At 52.0% G+C, this 3,344-nt stretch carries 1 protein-coding gene; it reads right to left on the bottom strand.

What is annotated here, in order from left to right; genetic code table 11:
* The coding region (locus WC359_15260) for a DUF2341 domain-containing protein (GenBank protein ID MFA5401809.1) at positions 1 to 3,344 on the bottom strand (3,344 nt) is incomplete at both ends.

Here is a 3,344-nt window from a genome sequence, read left to right as displayed (position 1 = left end):
AGATTATAATTTATAAAAGTTCCGGAACCGCTGCTTGTAGTAGAAAGGCTTGTGTCGCCGTAATATAGGTAAATAGTTGTTGTATCAGGTGAAGCCGGAATTGACGGGACCTTAACCCAGAATACGGCTGAAGTTGAGGCAGCATAAGCCTGCCTGTAATACGAAAGTGCCGCGCCGCTTGCGTCGGCAAACCTGACGTCGCTAAAGTCAGCGTTCATATCAGCATCATAAGTTACGCTTACCTGCACCTGATAATCAGTCAGGGCCCCGGCAGTTGAGCCGGTAATAGCGATTGCCTTGCGCCTGGGAGTCGAGTCAGGCCCAGGAGAAGCCGTAGAAAGATCCCCGGAAATTGTAATGGTTGTATCAAGCGGGTTAATGTTGCCATAGCTATCCTTGGATGAAAGTGTCTCGCTCCAGCCGACTCCTGCTGTTTGCGGGGTAGTGGTAGTAATCACGTATTCGGAGAAGGCGCCTGGGGCAACAACGATACTTGAGGATGTGCCGGTCTTAGAGTTGGCGTCGGTTACGGTTATGGTGATTGTGCCAGAGGAATTATCTTTGACGTAAATAGTAGCTAAGCCGCTGGATAGAGTGTATTGCTTGGAGGTATTTTCAGTGCCGTAAGTTGCATCGGTGTAGAACTTGGTAGTTGCTGATGATGATGAAGCGGTGATAACTGTGGTTGAATCCTCAACAGCGACAGTGCCGAGCGTATTAATGGCGCTGACTGTCTCGCTCCAGCCTGTTCCTACTAACTGGGGAGTGGTGGCGCTTACGGTATAGTGGTCGATTGAAGCAGGATTAACAACAATACTTCCTGAAACAGAAGAATTGGTGCCATCGGTAGCTGCCAGGTAAATGGTTTCAGCGACAGTATCTTTGGCATAGATAGTAACTAAACCGTCTGTTAAGCTGTAAGTTGTTGTTGGCGTAGTATAGTTATTATTAGTATAGAACAGAACCGAAGAAAGCCCGGCAAGCGCCTCTTCACTCCCTGCAGCCCCTATCGCAGGTTCGCTTGAAGCGTATTTACGTAAATAGGCAATACTGCCTGACTTGCCATACACAGCGCCTAAGTTATAGTTAGATGATACCGACACAGGAACAGAACTTGCGGTTGTCGTGCCATTACCCAACTCTCCTTCAACATTGGTGCCCCAGCACTTGCCAGAGCCGTCGGAAAGGAGCGCGCAGGTATGATAAAGCCCTCCTGTAATTGCCACAGCGCCTGTTAAGCCGGAAACAGCAACAGGAACATTACTTTGCGTGGTAGTCCCGTCGCCTAAACGTCCGTTGCCATTATGCCCCCAGCACTTTGCTGTGCCGTTGGAAAGAAGCGCGCAAGAGTGGCCATAGCCGGCTGTAATCGCGACAGCGCCGGTTAAACCGGAAACAGCCGTAGGAACAGTTTTATTTGATGTGGTGCCGTTACCCAATTGCCCGGAGCCGCCATAACCCCAGCATTTGGCTGTGCCGTCATTGATGAGGGCGCAGGTATGAGCCTCTCCAGAGGCAATTGCCGTTGCACCTGTTAAGCCGGAAACTGTTACCGGAACATAACTTGTTGTAGTCGTTCCGTCACCAAGCATACCGCTTCCGTTATCACCCCAACACTTGCCTGTGCCGTTAGAAAGAAGCGCGCAGGAATGATATTTGCCTGCGGACATGGTTACGGCTCCGGATAAGTTGGAAACAACAACGGGCACTGTACTTTGCGTGGTAGACCCGTTACCTAAACGGCCCTGATCATTGCTTCCCCAGCAGCGGGCTGTGCCGTCAGAAATCGCGGCGCAGGTATGGACAAGCCCGGCTGCTATTGAAACAACACTGCTTAAACCGGACACAAGGACAGGAACACTCTGGTTACTTGTGGACCCAATACCCAGCTGCCCATTATTATTCTCTCCCCAGCATTTGGCTGTGCCGTCGGAAAGAACAACGCAGGCAAAATATTGACCGCCTGAAATCCCGACAGCCCCGGTTAATCCGGAAACAGATACAGGGGTTGTGCTTCGCGTCGTAGTCCCGTTACCTAACTGGCCTGCGCCGTTATAACCCCAGCACATGGCTGAGCCGCCTGCCACAAGAGCACAGGAGAATGCCTCCCCACCTGCGATTATTCCTTCAGGCCTTAAATTAAAGCTTAGGAAAGTATTAGCGCCGTTACTTGCGGTTGCAAGAGCGGAATTGCCATAATATAGGTAAAGAGTAGTTGTATCAGGAGATGCCGGGATTGACGGAACCTTAACCCAGAATACAGCTGAAGTAGAAGCAGTATAAGAATCCCTGTAGTAGGAAAGGCTATCACCGTCTGCGTCGGCAAAACGGATATCGCTAAAATCAGCGTTCATATTGGCGTCATAAGCAACAGCCACCTGCACTTGATAATCGGTTAAGGCTCCGGCAGTTGAGCCGGTAATTGTAATGGCCTTACGCTTAGTGGTAGTGTCAGGCCCTGGAACCGCTGAAGTAAGATCAGCGGAAACCGTAATGGTTGCGTCAGTATCATAAGTATTGCCATAGGCATCCTTAGCAGTAATAGTCTCTGACCAGCCAACCCCCGCGCTCTGCGGAGTGGGGTTAGGGATATCGTAAAATATGGTTCCGCCCTGGACTGCGGATGCTGTGCCGTCTGCCGCACTTCCACTGCCATTGCTTCCGGCAGCTGCGGTTAAAGCGGAAAGTGATGAAGTATTAGTCCCTGTATAATAAATCTTTATTCTTCCGCCGCCTGCGCCGCCGCCTGCGCTTGCTGTAGAGCCGCCGTTACCGCCGTTAGCTGTTATGGAACCTGTTCCTGCAAAATCAGCGCAGGTAATCAATATGCTGCCGCCGCTTCCGGCGCCGCCGGAGCCTGCCGCAGAGGTTCCATCCACACCGTTAGCGGTAATTGAGCCGTTAACAGTTACTGTTCCGGTTGCAACTAATTTAATCGCGCCGCCGCCTGCTCCACCAGCGCCTGCTGCGCCGCCGCCACCGCCAGAGCCTAAACTAACCGGCTCTGTGAATGAGCCATAAGTCGCGCCTGCTGCGCCGCCATCAACACCCGCAGCGCCCGCGCCGCCATAACTTGCTCCGCCGCCGCCTCCGGTTGCGCTTCCTAAGCCGGCTCCGTCGCCAACGCCATTTGCTCCTGCTGCGCCGCCGGCATAACCCTGTCCGCTGGCGGTAATTGCTGATCCGGAATCAATCGTAATGCTGGCAGCCTGGATAATTACCCCTGTGCCATCAGTTGTATTTGAAGCTAAGGTTAAAGTTGAGTTGTTGCTTATGGTTAGGTTATTATAAATATGGGTTCCGGCATCCCAGCTGGTGCTTTCGGTAATGGTCAGGTCGGTTGC

The sequence above is a fragment of the Dehalococcoidia bacterium genome, from assembly GCA_041653995.1.
In the GTDB taxonomy this organism is placed as follows: Bacteria; Chloroflexota; Dehalococcoidia; order GIF9; family UBA5629; genus CAIMUM01.
Note: the sequence above shows the minus strand (reverse complement) of the source record. Positions and strands in the feature narration are given on the sequence as shown.